The following is an 18,478-nucleotide window of genomic DNA, read 5'->3' on the forward strand; positions in this document are numbered from 1 at the left end:
AACCCGGGGCACACCAATGTGCCCATCAAACCCGGGGCACTTCAGAAGCGGTATTGCTCGCACCACAGCCTTGACCTGGAAGGGCAGGAATGCCAGCCATGAACTTTTTACCGCCCTGCCCACGGGTGCGTAAGCGCAGCGTGCCGGAGATGGATGCGGCATCGGATGCCCCGGTGGCAGGTCACAGCGCGTGAGACATCCGGGCCGTGGATTCGCCGCTTTGGCTGTGGCCGTACTGGTGACTGTCTTAACAAACATGCCGGTGTTTCTCCTTGGGGCGCTGGCCACGGAGATCACCGCAACAATCCGCGTCCCGGCCTACGGGATCGGCCTGGCGGTAGGGGTCTACTGGGCTGCGGCCGCCCTCACCTCCGCGTGCACCGGTGTGATTGGTCGTGTGCTCAGCGAGAAAGGCATGGGCATCGCCGCCTTGCTTCTGGCGGTCGTGAGCCTGACCGGCAGCGCGTCCTGGATCTCTGCGTGGCCGTGGCTAATTGTATGGGCATCCCTGGGGGGACTCGGGAACGGTCTCGGGCACCCTTCCTCCAACCACTTGCTCGTCACGCACATCCCAGCCGCCTCGTGCGGGCTGGCCTTCGGGGTGAAACAGGCCGCGGTCCCTGTGACGGGGTTGGTCGCCGGCGTTTCGATCCCGTTGGTTGCGTTGACTCTGGGATGGTCCATGGCCTTCCTGCTGATGGCTGTACTGGGCATGCTCGTACTGGTCCCCGTGGCCCGGACCCGGACCATGCCGGTCGTTATGGGTACGACCCGGCCGGCGGGGCAATGGGATACCCAGATGCGTTCGGCGTTGGTGCTGATGGCCGCGATGACGATGTTCGCGGGCGGTGCCGTTACGTCCGCCGTGGCCTTTGCCGTGATCGGCGCGCTGGAGCGGGGGATTGCAGTCGGCCCGGCTGGTGTGATTCTGGCCGTCGGCAGCGCCTTAGGAGCCGCGACCCGTATCGTCATTGGCGGAGTCGTCGATCGAGGCGGCGTGTCAGCACTTTCTCTGATCCAGACAGCACTCATCGTCTGCGCCGTCGGGCTTTCACTCATGGCGATCCCCACCACCTGGAGCTACGTGGTAGGTGTCCTGCTAGCGGTGGGCCTGGGGTGGGGGTGGCCAGGTCTGGTGCACTTCCTCATCTCGCACATGGCGCCTGGGGCCACCGCAGCGGCCACCGGCATTGTCCAGACCGGCACGTACATCGGCAATACCATCGGCCCCGTGCTCACCGGGGTGGCCCTTAGCCCCGCTGATTCACGGGCCGGTGTGACTGCTGCTGTCGGGTGACGGCGGGATCGATTTCGTGGGTGGGCGTGCGTGTGTGCCGGCTGGCGCTGCCGGTGGGCGGGTCCCCGGGTGGTGATGTCGTGGGCGGGCATGTGAGGTCAGGCTGGTTTGGGGATCGCGGCGATCGTGTTGAACACAGCGACGATCGCGACGGCCCAGGGCCATGTTTCCGGGATCTTCACTTTTCGCCGTCGGCCGCTGCGGACCAGCCGGGCTGCCACGTGAAGGAAGCGGTAGCGCAGTGCCTTGGGCTCGCACAACGCCAGGACTGCGGCCTCGCCGGTGCAAGCGAGCATCCGCGTCCAGGCAACGAGGTCCGCTGCGATCATCACCGCGACGAGCCAGGCCTGGTTGAGCGCGAACCCCCGCGAAGGTAGCCGCCCGAGCCCGGTGTCCTTGGCGTGGCGTATCCGGTCCTCGACCCGGGCGTGAGCCCGATGCCTGGCCTCGAGGAATTGCAGCTGACCCGTGGCGGTGGTGTTGGTGACAAAAGCCTGGTAGCGCCATCCATCGATCTCCTCGAACATCGACAACTGAGCACCCGGATGGGGCCGCTCGCGGCGCACGATCACCCGCATCCCGTCTGGCCACTTGGCGAGCATCCGTTGGGAGAGGAATCCGGTCAGCTCCGCGATGTCGGCCCCGTCACGAATGTCCCCGTTGGGGTTGAGCGCTGGTCCCCACGCGGCTTCGGGGCAGGTCGCGATGGCCCGGCGAATCGGGGCAGTGATGGAGAAGCCGACCGAGTACTCCACCTGTCGACCACGGACGCGGTTCTGCTCGGTGATCCAGTCGATCAGGTCGTGGGAGGCGCCGGCACCGTCGGAGCGGATCAGCAGATCACGCCGATGACTGGCGGGGATCTGCGCGATTGCCTGGCCCAGGACGTCGATGTGGTCGGCGGCGGTGTTGGACCCGGCGTTGCCTGGGCGCAAGCTCGCGGCGAGGAACTCTTCTGTGTTGTCGCACCACACGCCGATCGGGTGGTACCCGAACGTGCGCTTATACGTCGGCGCAGCAAGCTCCTTCTCGCTGTGAGTGACCACAATGGTGGCGTCCACATCGAGCACGACCGTCGATCCCAGATCCCGCCCCGCACACGCCGATGCGGGCACTCCGCCGGGCAGGTGGGACCACACGTGCCGCCGCGTGCGAGCCCGCGCCACCTGGATCTTCTTGCGCTTGCCGGCAGTGACCTCATCGAGCGTGCGCCACACCGTCGGCGCCGACGCCACTGGGCCCAGGGCGCCGGACTGGTGGCGCAGGACGCCGATGTCGGAGATGGACTCGCCGCCATCGGCGAGCATCACCGCGGTATCGATCAACACCCGGCCGCGATCGTGGATCGGGATGAACCGGCGGCGAGCCATGGCCCCTGACAGCTCGGCGGTCAGACCGACCTGATCAGCCAGAAGTCGAGGCACGATAGCCCCGGCATGCGAGACCACCCCGACACCATCTGCAGTAACGGACAGACCGGCCGACCACGAAGTACGCTTCACCTACCGAGTGCTTTCTGCTGGAGAACATGGAACCTTAGACAAGTCCCAGTTTCCCCTGTTCAGGAAGCACTTCGGTCTATTTTCGCCCAGCGATCCGCAGATTCCCATGAATCACCCGGGTTAGCCTCGGTAACTCGACACTGACCTGGGCGATGCTCGTCACTATGGCAACCGTCGCCGTGGTCATTTCCTTCTTCTTCGGGCTCCGACTGCGGAGAATCGACTCTCTGGAATCGCCGCTGGCCTGAGGTGGTCCTGTCCACAGCACCACCGTCACCGGCCGTCGAGATCCTTAAACGAGCAAGTTCTGGATTTCTTTGGCGGCTGTCTGGAGCATAGCTCCGAGTTCTGTGCGGAGTTGTTCAGTCATGCGGTGAGCGGGCACGGATACATTGATCCCGTAGTATCCTCCGCTCGGGCTGGTGATGGGAACAGCGACTGACATGACGCCGTCTTCGCTTTCTTCCTGGCTCGTTGAGTACCCGGTTTGCCGAATCGTTTCGAGGGCACGCTCCAGATCGGAACGGGAAATGATAGATCCCTTGGTGAGACCCGGGAGCTCCTCATACGGGTACAGGGCATGCAGTTGTTCCGTGGTGAGTAGGCTCAGCATTGCTTTGCCCGTTGCAGTGCAGTTGGCAGGAAGCATCGCACCTTGACGTGAGGCAACGCGGACGGCACGTTGGCTTTCGATGGCCTCCAGAAAGTGTGCGTTCGAGCCTTTGAGCTCGGCAAAGTGCACCGTCTCTCCGGTTGCCTCGAATACCCTTTCCATTGCTGGACGAATTAGCGTTCCGATGTCGACGTGGCGCCGTATGGCGAAGGCGATGGAGCTGAGTGCTTGTCCGGGTTCGTACGCTTTGGTCTGAGGGTTCTGCCGTACGAAACCTCGGTAGAGGAGCATCCCCATGAGGCGATGGGCCGTAGATGACGCCACTCCGAGGTACTTGCTGGCATCGGTGAGCCGGATGCTCGGCCGAGTCTCGAAGAGCAGCAACAATCGGAGTGCGTTGTCGACGGATTCGATGGGGTACTGCGGAGGAGGGCCGTATCTGGAGTCGTCCTCCGCCCGTGATGCGGACATGAGCTTCATGTTACTGACCGGGGGTTCAGTCTCTGTCCGGCTAGGGCGCAGGCCATCAACGAGGCTCACCAAGTCGTGCGAGTTCATGTCTCCAAGCAGTCTCTGTGTTGAATGCTCCTCCGAGGTCGGGCAGTTCGGCCATATCGGCGTCGGGCAGATCGACGAGGTGCCCACCAGCCGAAGTCACTTGCAGTGCCAACCCGGACAGGCCGTCCACGCTGATGGCCTGGAGAACTGCTTGCTCGACGGTTTCGGCCGCGCTGGTGAGGCCGTGGCCCCGCAGCACAACAACGGGCCTTGTTCCCATAGCATCGGCCATTTCGGTGGCGAGCCGACGGTCGCGGATGAGTACTCCGCGGGGATAGACGGGCACCCCGTTGGCGGCGAGGCGGGCTCCGGGAATGTCGTACGCCCCTACGATGGGGCGTACTGCAAGCCCTGCCAGGTCGGCGGCAACCACTCGCGGGGGATGGGCGTGAACGACAGCCCGGATGTCTGGGCGGCGCCGGAAGAGCTCGGTGTGCAGCGGCAGTTCGTTGGGGACCGTGTATCCGCCCGCGAGCTCGCCGTCGGCGGCGGGATTGCCGTCGAGGTCCACCATGCGGATGTCTTCGGCTTGCGTATACGCCAGTCCGCGTTCGTACGGGCCGCGACAGCGCACCAGCAATGTGCTGTCGGTAATTTTCAGGCTGATGTGACCCAAGATTCCATCTGCAAGGCCCCGATGGGCCAAGACCCGGCAGGCGAGGGCGATACGTTCCCGGCTGACGCTCTCGGTCTGGGGCAGCAAGTTTCCGGGTGTCATGACGCCCTCCTCGGCGGTGGCTCCAACTGGGGTTCGAGCTTGGCGCGCAGATCCTGCACCGTGATGCCCCTGGCCATGCCCAGACGGCAGGCAATGAGGGCTTTGGGCCAGTTCACGATGGCTGCGCCCCGGACGGTGGTGCCGTCGATGGTGTAGAGGGCGGCGAACTTGCCGTGGACCTGCGGGTGTCCGATGAGGACGTGGTCGACATTGCCTCCGACGCGTCCCACGACCTGGATCTTCCAGTCGTGCTGGTCGCTCCACACGTATTCAATGGGCGTGTAGGCGCGCGGCTGTTCCGGATGGATGATGTTGTAGGCCACGCAGGCGGCCTGTTCCACCGCGTTAGTCCAGTGCTCGGTCCTGACGTCCTCGCCGTGCTTCTGGTGGCGCCAGCGGGCTACGTCGCCGACGGCGTACACGTTCGCAGCGTCGAGGGCTTGACAGTACTCGTTGAGCACGACCCCGTTGTCCACCAGCAGGCCGGATGCGCTAAGCCAGGAGTCATTGGGGATGACGCCAATACCGATCAGCACGGTGGCCGCCTGAACGCTCTCACCGTTGGTCAGGTGGAGGGAGAAGTTGCCCTCCTCGCCTTCGATAGCTTCCACTCCGGTGCCGAACATGGTGTCGACCCCGTTGTCCTGGTGAAGGTCTGCGAACCACTGGCCGATCTCAGGGTTAAAGAGGCGGCTCATGGGCACGGGCACCGGGTCGATGACGGTGACCTCCAATCCCAGGCCGCGGGCGGTGGCTGCCGCTTCGGCGCCGATGAACCCTGCCCCGATAACGGCCAGCGCCCCACCCCGGAGAAGGTCCCCACGTAGTTCGCGGGCGTCCTCAAGGGTGCGCAGCACGTGAATCCCTGGAGACTGGCCCCAGGGAGAGGGCCGGGGTGATGCTCCGGTGGCAATGACGAGGTTGTCGTAGCGAAGGGGGTCATGCCCTTCAAGCTTCAGCAGGTTCTCGGCGACGTCCAGATCGACAGCGCGGTGCCCCAGCAAGAGTTGGATGTCCTCGGCATCGGCCTGCTCCTGTGTCAGCAGCCGGATAGAGTCCTCGTCGGCGGATCCCGCAAGAACGGATTTCGACAATGGCGGCTTATCGTAGGGAAGTTCGGTCTCTTCTCCCACGAGGATGATCTCCCCCTTATAGCCTTCCAGCCGGAGGGACTGCGCGGTGCGCACCCCGGCAATGGAGGACCCGACGACGACGACGGTGCCCGGGCTCATGCGTCCTCTACCACCAGTGCGGAGACCGGGCAGCTGCGCGCGGCTTCGGTGACGCGGGCGCGGTCGGCTTCGGGGACTTCGGTCTGGAGCAGCACGACGATCCCGTCGTCGTCCAGGTCGAAGTAGTCAGAGGCTCCGACGACGCAGTTCGCGTATCCCTGACAGGCCTGCAGATCGGCTTTTACAACGGGCATGGTCGAACTCCTTAGCTTGAGACGGTGGTGCTCTGGCGGTTGGGGTGTTTATTCGTCTTCGGCCACGAGCGGCCCGAAAGGGTGTCCGATCATGGCCGAGAACGTGGCCGGGGCCTGCCAGGTCAGGGACTCCAGTTCCAGCGGACAGAGCGTTACCCACTGGCCCGAACGAGGAGATTGAATCATCAGCCGCGAACCGTTGCGGGTCTCGATGCGGGTGACCTGGACCTCCGAGAACTCGTTAGCGATCACGATCGGCTTGCCGGTGACGTGCTCTTCGAGCCGGCGGCGTTCCTCGGTGGCCTGGATCGCCGCGAGGCGGTCTTCCTCCTCGCCTTCCCATTCCAGTTTCACAGGAAGATCGCCAGGTTCTGCATGCGGATGACCGACTCGTCGACCATGATGGTGCGACGGGCCAGCTCCCACCCGGACCCGGATGAGGTACGGCGGAGGAGATCCTCGCGTCCTGCCGAGACAGTGGAGGACTCCCCGACGTCACCACGGCTGCGGAAGAGAAGAACCGCCGAGTCCACGATGATCTCTTGCGGGTCGGGGGTGCGGAAGGTGCGCACGTTGGTGATGTAGTGGCGCAGCCGTGATGGGGGGTCTTCGGTCCACGCGTGCTCGGTGGCGAAGCGTGCCACGCGGCGACTGAGCGAGTACTTGTTCTCGTCCCAGTGCGCCATCCCCGGTGAGGTGGAGTATCCGGCGCCCAGGGCAGTGGTGACGCGGACGGGCATGAGATAGTGCACGTCATCGGCGATCCGGGAGAGCCACTCGTCGTAGTCCTGGGCGTCCAACAGGTACGCCTCATCGACCAGCCAACGATGCGCCTCCAGGTGAAGTTCATCGTTGAAAGGCAGGGTCTGCCCCGTCCGCTGAGTACGCGGGGCGTGGGCTCCCAGCGCCGATTGTTCGGACAGCGTCAAGTTCTCGTTCTCGTGTGCCGTTCCAACACTCATGATCAGACCTCCTCGTGAAGGGTTGCTGCGGGCGCGGTCTCTGCGCTGCCGCAGGCCGGGCGGGCGGGCCCCGATCCGGCGGCCGGTGGCGCTTGCACCGGGTCCGAGCCCACGTGCACCTGCGCTGCGGCTTCTACCGGACGTTCGAGGTGATCGGCCCACCGGCGCAACAACTCCCGCTGGTTGTACTCGCTGTAGCCGACACGGGTGGCGCCGGGTCCCGAGTATTCCTCGGGGGACAGGGCCTCGACGACGTTCTCGCCGTTCTCGAGCATGCCCATCCGGCTGTTGAGCAGCAGACGCCGTGCCATGGAGCCGGCGGCAGTATTGGTGAGGGACACCCAGTTCTCGACGTCGTCCTGCTCGAACATGCCGCCACTGCCGAAGCACATGAGATACGCCTTGTAGGAAAGCGCTTTGTACTCCTCCGGCGCGTTCTTGTCGACGGCGAACCACGAGAGGACTTCCGTCTCGTTCTCGCTGATCGGCTGCCACACGCGGATAGAGATGAAGGGGAGCACCTCGTCGGAGCCCTCTTCGACCCGCGGCCAGTTATGGACGAAGCTCATGTTCGGGAACAGTGAGGCCGCCGAGATCATGAACCCGTCCTTGCCGACCACGTCGAGCTGCTCCTGGGTCCACTGCTCCTTCATCCGGGCGATCATCTCGTCCGGGTAGCCCACGTAGCGCAGGCGCTCCTCCAGGCCACCTTCGGGCAGCTTGTAAGTGGTGCCGCCACCGTTGCCAGCCCAGTACGTGGTGCCGTCCTTGCGCTTCTCCGCCTTGGGCTCGCGGAAGAGGCCGATCTCCACCACCGAGGTGTGGGTCTGGGGCGTGTGGTACATGTCCCCGGCGAAGTTCTCGGCCCCGATCTTCCAGTTCGCCTTGACCCGCCAACGCTGAGGGCCACGCAGCTCGATGCCGTCCGCGCTCTGCTTCGTGTAGTAGTCCAGGTAGAACTTGAAGTCCCCCAGGAACTCCTCCAGGGGCTCGGCATCCGGGTCCATGCTGATGAAGATCAGACCGTTGTACGTGGCCAGCGAGGGAGCAGGCAACAAGGTCTGGCCCTTCTTCTTGAAGCCTTCCTCCCCGCCGTATGCCTCCTTGTGAAACGGCAGGCCAACGAGGCGCCCGTCATTGCGGTAAGACCAACCGTGGTACGGGCAACGGAAGTGGGAGGCATTGCCCATCTCCGCCCGGCACACCTGCATGCCCCGGTGGAGGCACATGTTGAACAGGGCCCGGACCTGGCCCTGTTCGTCCCGAGAGATAATGAACGAGTCCTCGAGGACCCTGCGGACCACGTAGTCACCAGCCTCGGGGACCTCCGACTCGTGGGCGACGAACAGCCAGCTGCGGCTGAAGAGACGTTCCTTCTCGAGTTCGAAGAGCTCTTTGTCGTTGTAGATATGTGCAGGGATCATGCCCCGCCGTACGTCCTCGAGGACGCCGTGATGGTCTGCCATGGGAGAGCTCCTTCTCGATCATCGATCAGTCAGTCTGTAGAGCAGAGGTCCACTCTGTCGTGAAGAGGTTTCCGCATTTTGTGATCTACGTCAACCCCTCCCACTCTTCGTGCCAGGTACGGGTGGGTGCGGCAAGGGTCAGTGGCCGTTTTCGGGGGAGTCGGAGTCGCGGGCGGCGTTCTCTCCGCGGTCCAGCCTCGCCAGGGCGGCCATTTCCTCGGCAGTCAGGGAGAAATCGAACACCGAGATGTTCTCGACCAGCCATGCGGGTTTGGCGGCCTGCGGGATCGGGACGATTCCTTGCTGGACGTGCCAGCGGAGCAGAACCTGCGCCGGACTCTTTGCTGTCCGTTGCGCGATCTGCACCACGATGGGGTGGTCACGCAGTCCCGATTCGCGACCAATAGGGCTCCAGGCCTCGGTAATGATGCCCAGGTCCTGGTGCACTGCCCGCGGGGGTAGCCGTGCGAGATCGGGGCTGAGCTGGATCTGGTTCACGTCAGGAACCACGCCGGTCGCGGCAATGACCTTCTCCAAATGGTCCGGCTTGAAATTGGAGACACCGATCGCTTTGACACGGCCTTCGTCCAAGAGCTTGACGAGGCCTCTCCATGCCTCGGTGTACTGGTCCAAGGCCGGCACGGGCCAGTGGCACATGAACATGTCCAGGTAGTCCAGGCCCAAGGCTTGGAGACTGCGGTCGTAGGCCCTCTGCACACCGTCGACGCTGTGGGACTCCTTGTTGAACTTGCTGGAGACGAACAGCTCTTCACGCGCAACGCCGGCAGTGCGGACACCGCGTCCCACCGCGTCTTCATTGCGGTACTGGAACGCGGTGTCGACGAGCCGGTAGCCGCTTTGAATGGCGTAGCGGACGGCCGTCTCGCACTCTTCCCCCACCAGTGGCCAGGTGCCCAGGCCCAGATGCGGAATGCTATGCCCGTGCCGCAGTCGGAGCCTCGGGACCGTTGCGGGGTCATCGCTCGGATGGGTTTTCGTCGTCATGGACAGCCTCTCGTCGAAACGTCTTGCTTTCTTGTCACCGGAGGCAAATAGCGCGAGCCTCGGGGTCTGTGTCGGTCAGTCGACATCTTTGTTGGATCTCCAGGTGGTTGCAGCTGGGGTGATGATGAGCAGGCCCGCGGCCAGCAGGCCCGCGGCCAGCAGGCCCGCGGCCAGCAGGCCCGCGGCCAGCAGGGCCGCGGTCACCGGAACGAGGGTGACCAGCCCGGCCATGCCCAGCGGTGAGAGGAAGAGCGCCGTGGCGCGGAAAGTGCCCGTCAATGCGAGGGCGTCTCCGCGTTCTTCTGGGTGCACCTTCTCCGCTGCGATGGCCGGACCGACGGTCTGCAGGACCCCGGCACCGATGCCGGAGATGGCCAGGGCAATGGCCACCGGGGCGGTCAGACCGGCGAACGGTCCCACTGCGGCCAGTCCCAGCCCTGTAGCTATCATCCCGATGACCAGAGACGCCCTGACGCCCCGGCGCCGGACCCACCCGCTGGCGGTACTACCGACGAGAACGGTGGCGTTGGCGATGGAGAGCAGGATACCGATGACTGCAGCCGGTTGGCCTGCCAGGGACAGGGCCAAAGGGACGTAGGAGTCCAGAAGGCTTTTCCAAACCCCTGCGCCCGTGTTCATCCAGCAGGCAGCGTTGACACCGGGTCGTCGCCACAGACGGACATCCCTGCCAGTGGGTGAAGAAGGCCTGGCCGCGAACGGGGGAAACCTGATCAACAAGGCCGCGGGGACGACGGCGACGGAACCTGCGACGATCCCCATCATGAGTGGCAGTTGCACCGAGGCCTCCCAGAGGTATCCGGCCACCGTGGGGCCGAGAAGCGCACCGATCCCCGCCGCCAGATTGACGTCCCGGAGGCCACTGACCGGTGCGGCGGATGTACGAACGGCGTGGGTCTGGCTGCTGGTCCAGAAGAACGCCCGGGCTATTCCCTGGACCAACTGGGACGCGACAAAAAACACGACCGCGGGAGAAATCGCGAGCAGTGCGCACGAGATCGCGATCATCAGCCCGGATCCCACGAGGAAGGACCTGTCCGGAATCCGACGCATCAACGCGCCCATGTACAGGCGGGTGATCAGCTGTGCGATGGCAGCCACGGCGACCAGCAGCCCGATCTCACTGGGGGTGTAGCCCGCATGCACACCCAAAAGAGGGACGACAACGGACAAAGTGCCCAGCGCGAAGCTGAACAAGATGATGGCCAGCGCGCTCAAGGCCCTGTCATAGTTGACGGAGTCCATGTGCTTTCCCGTGGTGGTAACTCTTTCGCATCGACGTCCTCAAGGATCCGCTGATGCGCTGGCCGATGAGCTTTCGTCACCGGTGTCCGTATTCGGCGTCTCTACTGGTGGACATGCTGGAGGTAGGCGCTGGCGTCCTCCAGGCTCACGACGTCACCGTACTTGTTGTCGATGTCGAAGAGGCTTGCCAGGTGTGGCAGCTCTGCTCTGTCTCCCACGCCCTCTTCCACAACGACTGTGTGGAATCCGTAGGAGCACGCGTCCACAGCGGTGGCGCGGATGCATCCGCTGGTCGTGCATCCGAGGAGGATCACCGTGTCCACGCCCCGGGAGATCAGACGAGCTGCCAGATCGGTACCGAAGAAACAGGACGCGTACTTTTTGACCAGCAGCATCTCGTTCTCGCGACGACCCAGTCGCTCATCCAGCTCCACCCACTCGTTTCCCTCCATCAGCCAGCTGTTGGAAGGGATCTTGCGGATCCACTTGCCGGCCTCCTGAAGGTCCGCATCGTAGGCGACCGTCGAGAAGATCACGGGCACGTCGGCATCGCGTGCGTCTGCAAGCAGTTGTTGGGTGGCCTGCAACTGAGAGTCGAGTTCGCCGGCCAGGGGGGATCTGGTGTCGGTGAACCCCCGGATCAGGTCGATGACCAGCAGCGCTGGCCGCTGCCCGAAGCCGGTCCGGCCGCCCAAACCTTTGGCTCGGAAATCTGCTCGAAGACGTTCGTATTCTTCAACGGCATTGCTGATAGACATTGTTGTCTCTTCTCTTCTCTGCTTTGTTCCTCCGCCGAAGAAGTACGGGGTGACGCACTGGTCCTCACGCCTGCTGGCGGATCATCTGAAGATCGGTAACGCCACCGTGGCCAGGGCGTGGCGCAAGTTCGGCGTGCAGCCTTGGCGGGCCGGAACGTTCAAGTTCTCCACCGATCCCGAACTGGTCGCGAAGGTCACCGACGTGGTGGGGTTGTACTTGGCGCCACCGGACAACGCGATCGTGTTGTGTGTTGACGAGAAGAGTCAGATCCAGGCGCTGGATAGGACCGCGCCGATGCTGCCGATGCGCACCGGCAGCATCGAAAGGCACACCCACGATTACAAGCGGCACGGCACGACGACTCTGTTCGCCGCGTTGGACATTGCGACCGGGCACGTCACCGGCGCGGTCAAGCCGAAGCATCGCCATCAGGAGTTCCTGGCGTTCCTGCGTCAGCTCGACCGCGCCTACCCGGAGGTGGACCTGCACCTGGTGATGGACAACTACGCCACCCACAAAACCCCGGCGGTGAAGGTGTGGCTGGCACAGCATCCGCGGTTCCACGTGCACTTCACCCCGACGTCCGGGTCCTGGCTCAACCTCGTGGAAGTCTGGTTCGGCATCATCGACCGGCAGGCCATCCGCCGCGGTGTCTTTACATCCGTCAAGGACCTCAATGCCAAGATTCGCCAGTTCATCACGGGCTGGAACGACCGCAAACACCCATTCGTCTGGACCAAAACTCCCGAACAGATCCTCGCGAAAGCCAACCCTAAACCAACTTCAGAAACGCGACACTAGGCCGCAGGACGATCCGCAACATTATTCTTGAAGTGAGCCGCGATATCATCCGACGTAGTAATCCAAACATCGTCCTGTTCGGCGATGAAATCCAGGGCCAGGTCAAGGTACTTCTGACGGAACGGCTGGTTGATGATGAACGGGTGAAGGCCAATGCCCATTACTCGCACATGGTCATCCGCTTCCTTAGACAGCTGCTCATACTGGTCCTTAATCAGCTGGACAAAGCCCTCACCGCTGAGACCGTTTCCGCCGAACAGCATCACATCATTCAAAACGGTCGAGTACGGAACACTGAGCATCGGCTTCTCGCCATTGAGATAGAACGGCTGGTCGTCGGCGCACCAGTCCAGCACATATTCCAGCCCCAGTTCGGCGAGAATCTGAGGTGTCTCAAATGTCTCGGTAAGCGCGGGACCGATCCAACCAGTCGGACGAGTCCCCGTGTGCCGCTCGATTTCGTCCACGACCTCTTCAAGATATTTTCTCTCTACGCTCTTCTCCATCCCGTTCTGGAAGGTCGAATTGTCGCGACCATGAGCCACCCACGACCAGTTGCGCTCGTTTCCGGCCGCGATGACCTGGGGATAAAGCGAACATGCGTCAGAGTTCACAAAGGCGGTCGCCCGCATTCCGTGACGATCGAGCGATTCGATCATCCGCCAGATCCCCACCCGCATTCCATAGTCTCGCCACCCATAGTTGAGGGGGTCCGGGGTCAGCCCAGCTGTTCCGGCAAAAATTGATGTCGACGGCTTGTCGACCGGATAGTGTTCCACCGCGACGCCCGCGTAGAAGGCGACCTTCTTCCCGCCCGGCCACTCGAATCGTGGACGCTCAGTAATGGTGAATAGTCGTAAAGCGAGTTGTGCATTAGATTCCAGCTTCCTCTTCGAAGTTGTTTGTATCAGACATCTGGTCTTTCGAGCACGAAAGACCGACGAAGGGTTCTGCTAAAGCGAGATGAACGCACCAACCGCGGCGTTGAACTTTTCGCGCTGGTCACTGAACACATGATGACCAGCGTTGTTGATGAGATAGAGCGAGCTATCCAGGGTGTTGGCAGCGATCAGATCGAAGAGCCCCTTACCCATCGACACCGGCGCCGATCGATCATTGACTCCCCACACAACCAGCGTCGGCACCGGGATTCCTGCGTCGGCAAGCCGTTCCTGAACCCAGCGCCTGCCCTCGCTGAGGCTAGGCAACCAGTGCTCCTCCGCATTGCGTGCATATCCGGCGACAGCGTCGAGCTGCTTTTCGCTCTCGAGCCACTTTGTGGCGATCCCGATGTAGTCCTCGGGCAGATCTCCCTCATTAACCGCCTGGGCAGCATGATAGTGACGGATCAACTCGGCCGAACCTCCGGGGGCAGTCCTTTCGACTCGCTCGTAGAAGTCCATGTCGGTTCCGACGGGCGGCGCCGGTGCCGCAGTCGCACTGCTGATGATGACCAGCTTCTTTACCATCTCAGGGTACTTCAACGCGAGAAGGACCGCCGTCATGCCGCCGCGCGAGTGACCCACCAGGGTCAGGTTCTTGAGCCCCAACTGAGTTGCAAAGTTCGCAACGTGTTCGGCGACCGCGTCGACAGTCCAGTCTTCGTCATTCAGCGGGAGACCAGTCTCGCCCTGACCGAGTTTGTCGACCGCGAGGACACGGCCGTACTCGCCGAAATCCTCTAGAACGTTGCCCCAGGATTCGATTCCGACCGGTATGAAGAACCCGAAATGCCCCCCATGGATGAGGAGGATCGGATCCTTGTCCTGGCCGTCGTCGAAATAACGCGTCTGAACCCCTCTCACATCGACGGTATGGAACTTCTGGGTGATTGAAGAGCTTGGCACGGATAACGCCTTTCTGTGCACGATAACGATTGAACAATTCATCGCAGTTCGACCCCTACCGACGTGGTAGTTCTGGCCAGTAGAAATCTCTTCTGCGTGTGCCTGAAAGCTACGCGCCTCCGCATCGACTGTCAATAGAAAGGGCCCTTCCGGATTCAGAGTGCATTGATCCGATCCTGAAGCTGTCCGGAGTGGATCAGTGACCGCAAGATGTAGTGCTTGAGGTTGCGGAAGCCCAGGGCGATTCCGCGGAGGTGTTCGAGCCTGCCGTTGATGGCCTCGACGGGGCCGTTGGAGGCACCCACGTCGAAGTAGGCGAGGATCTCGCGGTGCCGCTTCCATAGCGACCGGCCGAGCTGGGCGAGCTCGGGCAGCTCGGTGGGCACCCCGGTCCGGATCGAGCGCAGGAGCTTGTACATCGCGATCTTGCCCTCCCGCTTGCCCGAGGCCTCGTAGGCGGCGATGAGTCGCTGGTAGACGCCGTAGGTGACCTCCACCGCCGCGTGCGCATCGTTGGCGGTGAACGCCTTGAACAAGCGCACTTTCTGTTTGTCGGTCAGCAGCCCTGCCCGGGTGTTGAGCGTCCTGCGGATGCCGTACAGCGGATCGCCGGTGCGGCCCCGGTGCCCGGTGGTGGCCTGCTGGATGCGTTGGCGGCACACGGTGAGCTTGTCGGCGGCAAGATGCACGACGTGGAACGGGTCCATCACCGTGCGTGCTGCGGGCACGGCCTTGGCTGCGGCGGAGTGGTAGCCGGCGAACCCGTCCATCGTGACCACCTTGACTCGGTCTCGAAATGCCTGGTCGCGGGCGTTGAGCCACTCGGTGAGGACCTTCGCCGAACGGCCCGGGACCATCCTTTGGCGCGGCCGAGGAACTTGTGCCCGCCGCCGTCGGGGATGCGTCCGAGCTTCTTGATGTCCACGTGCACCAGATCGCCCGGTGCGGCGTGCTCATAGCGCTGCGGGCGTCGCTTGGTGGCGCGCACCGGGGCGCCGGTGGCCGGGTCGGTGAACGCCAGGCGCACGCACCCGAAGCGGGACAGGATCTTGTGCACCGTCGAGGGGTGCATTCCCAGGTGGTAAGCGATTCGGGCTGGCCCCCACCGGCGCGATACGCGCAGGCCGATCACCCGGCGCTCCCGACGACGCGGGGTGCGGTGGGGGCAGGTGTGCGGCCGGCTGGAGCGGTCAACCATGCCGGCCTTGCCCTGCTCGCGATACCGGCTGGCCCAGCGTCGGGCCGTGGTGACCGAGACACCGAACCGTTCCGCAGCTCGGGCCGGGGGCCAGCCGTCTTCGACGACACACCGGGCCAGGCGCAGTCTTCCCGTGGGCGTCAAGGTCGCGTTAGCGTGGGACACGAAGACCTCCGTTGTGGGTGTGGTTGCTTGGTCGCTTTCACACCTCACACGGAGGTCTTCCTCATTTCATCTCGCCATGCCGACCGGAGACACAACCTCCGTGGTCAGTACATCTAGCCGACTGGGCCAGTGCCCGAGGTGCGGCAGGAAGGCAGGCCGGTATCCTCTTGGGCGTCAACGATATGCCCGCCGCGGCGACCAAATGCTGTACGCGTGGCAGCCCGGGATGCTGGCATCGAGCCCCGGATCGCGAGTCGCCCGGTCTGACAACGTGGTCGTTGACCCGCTCAGCGATCGGCCATTGCGGCTGCCACCCCTCCAACCGAGAGCGCGAGCGGAGAGAACCTGCTGAACGGCGCAGCCGGCCGCTAACGTCGGTGGTAGCACGTTCACGAACCGGGGCACAGGGCGTACCGGCCACCGCCGCCCGACGGGGTTCGTTCTCGACCGCGGTTGCCACCGCGTCCGGCGAAACTCCGTCGGTCACCGGCCGCGCCGCGGCAGCGATGGTTCGTCCACCAGGGGGTCGGAGACGGTGATGGCCCGCATCGGGCAGCTCGCGGCGGCCTCGAGCGCTAAGGCGCGGGTGCGGGGGCCACCGTCAACAGGCTCCAGAACGACGGCGACGCTTCGCTCGTCATCGAGGTCGAAGAGCTCGGGCGCGGTCACAACGCACGAGGCGAAGCCCTCACACCGCTCGAGGTCCACCGTAATGTTCATCATGTTCATCGTCCCTCCGTGGTTAAGTCATGGGCAGTCTGTTCGGCGGCGAAGCGCCGCATCGGATCGATCCTGAGCGCGCCGGCCAGCTGCATGATCAGCAGTGGGTGGGCGCCCCTTTGCTGGAGGGTGACCAGGTCGCCCTCCAGGACGGCCGCAAGATCGGCCAGCCGTACGCCTGCGAGGTCGGCCGCGAGCTGGCCCGACTCTTCCGCAATAGAACGAAACTCCGGATCCCGGACGACCCGGCGGATGACCTGGTCCAGGGGTAAGTTCACGGTTCCTCCTCGGGGGCCAACCGAGCCAGCGCGATCCCGGTCGCCCAGTCCGGGACGGACTCGTATGCCAGGACGACCCCTCTCGGCCCACGGGCCGTCCGCTCAGGCTCCGACACTCCCCAGCCCTCCTGACGGGACGCGGCGGCCATCGCGGTGACCCAGTTGCAGATCTCCGGGGCACCATTGCCGGCCTCAGCGAGGACGTCGGCGGTCTTCATGGCGAGGATCGCGCCGAGGTCCCCTGCGCGCACGTGCTGCAGGAATCGCTCGTCGAAGGCGGAGTTGATCTGGCCCATCTCCGGCGTGCCGACCCAGTGGGAGAGCCCGCCGGTCCCGAGCACGACCACTGTTTCGGCTGCGGGCCGCCGCGTAATGACGTCGCGCAGCAGTTCCCCCAGTTGGGCGCTGCGCCACAGGGGTGGCAGAGGCTCGGTGTTGGCGTTCTGGAACACCGGGACCACCGGGATGTCCATCTCTGGTCGGATCAGGGTCAATGGTGCCATGAACGCATGGTCGATCTTCGGGTTGGCGGAGAACGCGAGGTCGAATCCGGCGGCCACCCCTTCGGAGAGCAGCTGGGCAGCGAAGGCGCCAGCAAGTGGGACCTCGGCGCTGGCCACTCCTCCATCGCCCCAACCGGTGGCTATCTCTCCGATTCCGACGCATATCTGCGGAAAGCTGTCGTAGCTGAAGGATGCTAGGTGCTCGCTGCTGACGACGACGAGCACGTCAGGGGACAGCCGGTCAATTTCCGCACGCACCTGAGCGAAGGCCTGATGGACTGCGGCGTGCACGTCGTTGTCCGGTTGGAGCTTTCGGATCATCATCGCCGTGTGGGACGTCGCGTACGCACCTACCAGCCTGCCCATCAGCGGGCCGCCCGTTGCCGGTTGGTGGCCGGATCCGTGGGGCCGCCGTCGCCGTCGCCGTCGGTGCGCCCACCTCGGCGCCCCGCGGTGACCGAACGCACGAAACCGCCGACGACAGCGTGGAATTCCGCCGGCTTCTCGAACTGCGGCCAGTGACCGGCGTCCTCCATCAGACGGAACGTTGCATCGGGAATGATCCGGCTGGCCGCCTCCCCCACCGTCCACGGCATGGTCGGGTTCTGCCGGGTCCACAGCACGAGCGTCGGGCAGTTGATCGTCGCGAGCCGCTCGGCGGTCAGCAGTTCCTCCGGCCGGGGCCGGGAGGTGAATGCGGCGACCATGTCACCGGCGGTGGCGGCGAAGTCCGGGCTGGCGTAGATCCGGTACCGGGTCTCCACCAGTTCGTCGGTGACCACGGACGGGTCATGGACCAGCCATTCCAGCCGAGTCCGGACCTTCTCCCGGGTCGGGGTGTCCAGAGCCTTGGTGGTAGCCTCCGCGACCTGCCGGCCGACGTTCTCGGTCAGCGTGGCACCGTCGGCGTCCACCTGCAGCCCCGCCCCGGTGACGCTGACGAGCGAGGCGACCCGCTCGGGGTGGTGGACGGCGAGAAACGCCGCGACCCAGCCACCGAGAGACTGCCCGACCAGGTGGGCTCGCGAGGCGCCGATCTCGTCGAGGAAGCCGAGCACGTGCTCGGCGAGCGCGCGGATCGAGTACTCGATCTGCGGCTTGTCGGTGAAGCCATGACCCAGCATGTCAATGGCATGCACGCGGAAGTCCCGGCCGAGGACGGCGACGTTGCGCACCCAGGTCTCGGCGTGCCCGCTCACGCCGTGCAGCAGGACTACCGGCTCACCGGCGCCTGCCTCGATGCTGCGGGTGCGGTAAGAGCTCGCCTGGCGGTACCGGACCTCGGTTCCCAGCAGGTCCACCCAGAACGAGTTCCCCTGGGGCTGGGCCATTCCCCCTTCAGTGCTCGTCACGTTGAAGCTCCTCTCTGTTCGGCCGTGCGGCCGGTGCGGGATGGT

Annotated in this window: 18 protein-coding genes and 3 pseudogenes; 2 read left to right on the forward strand and 19 right to left on the reverse strand. The window is 64.3% G+C overall.

What is annotated here, in order from left to right:
- The first annotated feature begins 238 nt into the window (after positions 1 to 238).
- Complete coding sequence (locus tag AMD30_RS16980) at positions 239 to 1,297, forward strand: MFS transporter (protein WP_327037082.1); 1,059 nt, start codon at positions 239 to 241, stop codon at positions 1,295 to 1,297.
- 98 nt (positions 1,298 to 1,395) lie between these two features.
- On the opposite strand, the gene AMD30_RS16985 is transcribed toward AMD30_RS16980, so the two are convergent.
- The 11 genes from AMD30_RS16985 to AMD30_RS17035 all read right to left on the reverse strand — a co-directional run bounded on the left by AMD30_RS16985 (position 1,396) and on the right by AMD30_RS17035 (position 11,568).
- A complete protein-coding gene (locus AMD30_RS16985) occupies positions 1,396 to 2,799 on the reverse strand; it encodes an IS1380 family transposase (RefSeq protein ID WP_006897051.1) in 1,404 nt (467 codons plus the stop codon).
- A 292-nt stretch (positions 2,800 to 3,091) separates the two neighbouring features.
- Positions 3,092 to 3,892, reverse strand: a complete 801-nt coding sequence (locus AMD30_RS16990) for an IclR family transcriptional regulator (protein WP_016895390.1) — start codon at positions 3,890 to 3,892, stop codon at positions 3,092 to 3,094.
- A 46-nt stretch (positions 3,893 to 3,938) separates the two neighbouring features.
- On the reverse strand, positions 3,939 to 4,688 hold the full coding sequence (locus AMD30_RS16995) for a class II aldolase/adducin family protein (protein WP_006897053.1): 750 nt from the start codon (positions 4,686 to 4,688) through the stop codon (positions 3,939 to 3,941).
- On the reverse strand, positions 4,685 to 5,920 hold the full coding sequence (locus AMD30_RS17000) for an NAD(P)/FAD-dependent oxidoreductase (protein ID WP_006897054.1): 1,236 nt from the start codon (positions 5,918 to 5,920) through the stop codon (positions 4,685 to 4,687). Before AMD30_RS17000 ends, AMD30_RS16995 begins: the two co-directional genes overlap by 4 nt.
- Positions 5,917 to 6,114 (reverse strand): ferredoxin, encoded by a 198-nt coding sequence (locus AMD30_RS17005; protein WP_006897055.1) that lies wholly within the window; start codon positions 6,112 to 6,114, stop codon positions 5,917 to 5,919. Before AMD30_RS17005 ends, AMD30_RS17000 begins: the two co-directional genes overlap by 4 nt.
- A gap of 48 nt (positions 6,115 to 6,162) precedes the next feature.
- A complete protein-coding gene (locus AMD30_RS17010) occupies positions 6,163 to 6,468 on the reverse strand; it encodes a hypothetical protein (protein ID WP_006897056.1) in 306 nt (101 codons plus the stop codon).
- A complete protein-coding gene (locus tag AMD30_RS17015; RefSeq protein ID WP_006897057.1) occupies positions 6,465 to 7,076 on the reverse strand; it encodes a 3-phenylpropionate/cinnamic acid dioxygenase subunit beta in 612 nt (203 codons plus the stop codon). Before AMD30_RS17015 ends, AMD30_RS17010 begins: the two co-directional genes overlap by 4 nt.
- A gap of 2 nt (positions 7,077 to 7,078) precedes the next feature.
- Positions 7,079 to 8,542, reverse strand: a complete 1,464-nt coding sequence (locus tag AMD30_RS17020) for an aromatic-ring-hydroxylating dioxygenase subunit alpha (RefSeq protein ID WP_006897058.1) — start codon at positions 8,540 to 8,542, stop codon at positions 7,079 to 7,081.
- Positions 8,543 to 8,680: 138 nt separating this feature from the next.
- Positions 8,681 to 9,547: an aldo/keto reductase gene (locus tag AMD30_RS17025; RefSeq protein ID WP_006897059.1), complete on the reverse strand. Its 867-nt coding sequence runs from the start codon at positions 9,545 to 9,547 to the stop codon at positions 8,681 to 8,683.
- Positions 9,548 to 9,622: 75 nt separating this feature from the next.
- Entirely contained in the window at positions 9,623 to 10,810 is a 1,188-nt protein-coding gene (locus AMD30_RS17030) for an MFS transporter (protein ID WP_055476445.1), read from the reverse strand.
- A gap of 101 nt (positions 10,811 to 10,911) precedes the next feature.
- Entirely contained in the window at positions 10,912 to 11,568 is a 657-nt protein-coding gene (locus tag AMD30_RS17035; protein ID WP_055476446.1) for an N-carbamoylsarcosine amidohydrolase, read from the reverse strand.
- Positions 11,569 to 11,596: 28 nt separating this feature from the next.
- Here AMD30_RS17035 and AMD30_RS17040 point away from each other — a divergent pair.
- Positions 11,597 to 12,370: pseudogene (locus AMD30_RS17040) on the forward strand (IS630 family transposase); the annotation flags it as partial.
- On the opposite strand, the gene AMD30_RS17045 reads toward AMD30_RS17040, so the two are convergent.
- The 8 genes and pseudogenes from AMD30_RS17045 to AMD30_RS17075 form a co-directional block, all read right to left on the reverse strand.
- Positions 12,367 to 13,149 (reverse strand): polysaccharide deacetylase family protein, encoded by a 783-nt coding sequence (locus tag AMD30_RS17045; protein ID WP_231632758.1) that lies wholly within the window; start codon positions 13,147 to 13,149, stop codon positions 12,367 to 12,369. The pseudogene AMD30_RS17040 and the gene AMD30_RS17045 overlap by 4 nt on opposite strands.
- A 174-nt stretch (positions 13,150 to 13,323) precedes the next feature.
- The gene (locus tag AMD30_RS17050) at positions 13,324 to 14,238 is read right to left on the reverse strand and encodes an alpha/beta fold hydrolase (protein ID WP_231632759.1); all 915 of its coding nucleotides are present in this window, start codon (positions 14,236 to 14,238) and stop codon (positions 13,324 to 13,326) included.
- 134 nt (positions 14,239 to 14,372) lie between these two features.
- Positions 14,373 to 15,074 (reverse strand): annotated as a pseudogene (locus tag AMD30_RS17055) (ISL3 family transposase); the annotation flags it as partial.
- Positions 15,074 to 15,580: pseudogene (locus AMD30_RS24695) on the reverse strand (helix-turn-helix domain-containing protein); the annotation flags it as partial. The pseudogenes AMD30_RS24695 and AMD30_RS17055, both read right to left, overlap by 1 nt.
- A 483-nt stretch (positions 15,581 to 16,063) precedes the next feature.
- Complete coding sequence (locus tag AMD30_RS17060; protein ID WP_006897064.1) at positions 16,064 to 16,309, reverse strand: ferredoxin; 246 nt, start codon at positions 16,307 to 16,309, stop codon at positions 16,064 to 16,066.
- Positions 16,306 to 16,578 carry a hypothetical protein gene (locus AMD30_RS24700; RefSeq protein ID WP_006897065.1) on the reverse strand — a complete coding sequence of 91 codons (273 nt, stop codon included), beginning with the start codon at positions 16,576 to 16,578 and terminating at the stop codon, positions 16,306 to 16,308. Before AMD30_RS24700 ends, AMD30_RS17060 begins: the two co-directional genes overlap by 4 nt.
- Positions 16,575 to 17,447, reverse strand: a complete 873-nt coding sequence (locus AMD30_RS17070; protein WP_006897066.1) for an extradiol dioxygenase — start codon at positions 17,445 to 17,447, stop codon at positions 16,575 to 16,577. Before AMD30_RS17070 ends, AMD30_RS24700 begins: the two co-directional genes overlap by 4 nt.
- Positions 17,447 to 18,433 carry an alpha/beta fold hydrolase gene (locus AMD30_RS17075; RefSeq protein WP_137809379.1) on the reverse strand — a complete coding sequence of 329 codons (987 nt, stop codon included), beginning with the start codon at positions 18,431 to 18,433 and terminating at the stop codon, positions 17,447 to 17,449. Before AMD30_RS17075 ends, AMD30_RS17070 begins: the two co-directional genes overlap by 1 nt.
- Between the last annotated feature and the right edge of the window lie 45 nt (positions 18,434 to 18,478).

It is taken from the genome of Gordonia sp. HS-NH1 (genome assembly GCF_001418765.1).
GTDB lineage: Bacteria > Actinomycetota > Actinomycetes > Mycobacteriales > Mycobacteriaceae > Gordonia.

What these genes read in the sequence shown, in the direction of transcription:
- AMD30_RS16990 (WP_016895390.1), bottom strand. Translation starts at nt 3,892, where the DNA reads ATGAAGCTCATGTCCGCATCACGGGCGGAGGACGACTCCAGATACGGC.
- AMD30_RS16995 (WP_006897053.1), bottom strand. Translation starts at nt 4,688, where the DNA reads ATGACACCCGGAAACTTGCTGCCCCAGACCGAGAGCGTCAGCCGGGAA.
- AMD30_RS17000 (WP_006897054.1), bottom strand. Translation starts at nt 5,920, where the DNA reads ATGAGCCCGGGCACCGTCGTCGTCGTCGGGTCCTCCATTGCCGGGGTG.
- AMD30_RS17005 (WP_006897055.1), bottom strand. Translation starts at nt 6,114, where the DNA reads ATGCCCGTTGTAAAAGCCGATCTGCAGGCCTGTCAGGGATACGCGAAC.
- AMD30_RS17015 (WP_006897057.1), bottom strand. Translation starts at nt 7,076, where the DNA reads ATGAGTGTTGGAACGGCACACGAGAACGAGAACTTGACGCTGTCCGAA.
- AMD30_RS17020 (WP_006897058.1), bottom strand. Translation starts at nt 8,542, where the DNA reads ATGGCAGACCATCACGGCGTCCTCGAGGACGTACGGCGGGGCATGATC.
- AMD30_RS17025 (WP_006897059.1), bottom strand. Translation starts at nt 9,547, where the DNA reads ATGACGACGAAAACCCATCCGAGCGATGACCCCGCAACGGTCCCGAGG.
- AMD30_RS17030 (WP_055476445.1), bottom strand. Translation starts at nt 10,810, where the DNA reads ATGGACTCCGTCAACTATGACAGGGCCTTGAGCGCGCTGGCCATCATC.
- AMD30_RS17035 (WP_055476446.1), bottom strand. Translation starts at nt 11,568, where the DNA reads ATGTCTATCAGCAATGCCGTTGAAGAATACGAACGTCTTCGAGCAGAT.
- AMD30_RS17060 (WP_006897064.1), bottom strand. Translation starts at nt 16,309, where the DNA reads ATGAACATGATGAACATTACGGTGGACCTCGAGCGGTGTGAGGGCTTC.
- AMD30_RS17070 (WP_006897066.1), bottom strand. Translation starts at nt 17,447, where the DNA reads ATGGGCAGGCTGGTAGGTGCGTACGCGACGTCCCACACGGCGATGATG.